The organism is Paenibacillus apis (genome assembly GCF_018333295.1).
Classification (GTDB): domain Bacteria; phylum Bacillota; class Bacilli; order Paenibacillales; family Paenibacillaceae; genus Fontibacillus; species Fontibacillus antibioticophila.
On record NZ_BORS01000080.1, the window covers coordinates 1 to 255 of the forward strand.

Here is a 255-nt window from a genome sequence, read left to right on the forward strand (position 1 = left end):
TCCTTCGCTTCCCGTTGTACCGGCCATTGTAGTACGTGTGTAGCCCAGGTCATAAGGGGCATGATGATTTGACGTCATCCCCACCTTCCTCCGGTTTGTCACCGGCAGTCACTCTAGAGTGCCCAGCCTTACCTGCTGGCAACTAAAGTTAAGGGTTGCGCTCGTTGCGGGACTTAACCCAACATCTCACGACACGAGCTGACGACAACCATGCACCACCTGTCTTGAATGTCCCGAAGGAAAGGCACATCTCTG

Annotated in this window: 1 rRNA gene; it reads right to left on the reverse strand. The window is 54.1% G+C overall.

Annotated elements, in window-relative coordinates:
* Positions 1-255 (reverse strand): 16S ribosomal RNA (locus tag KI362_RS25415); the annotation flags it as partial.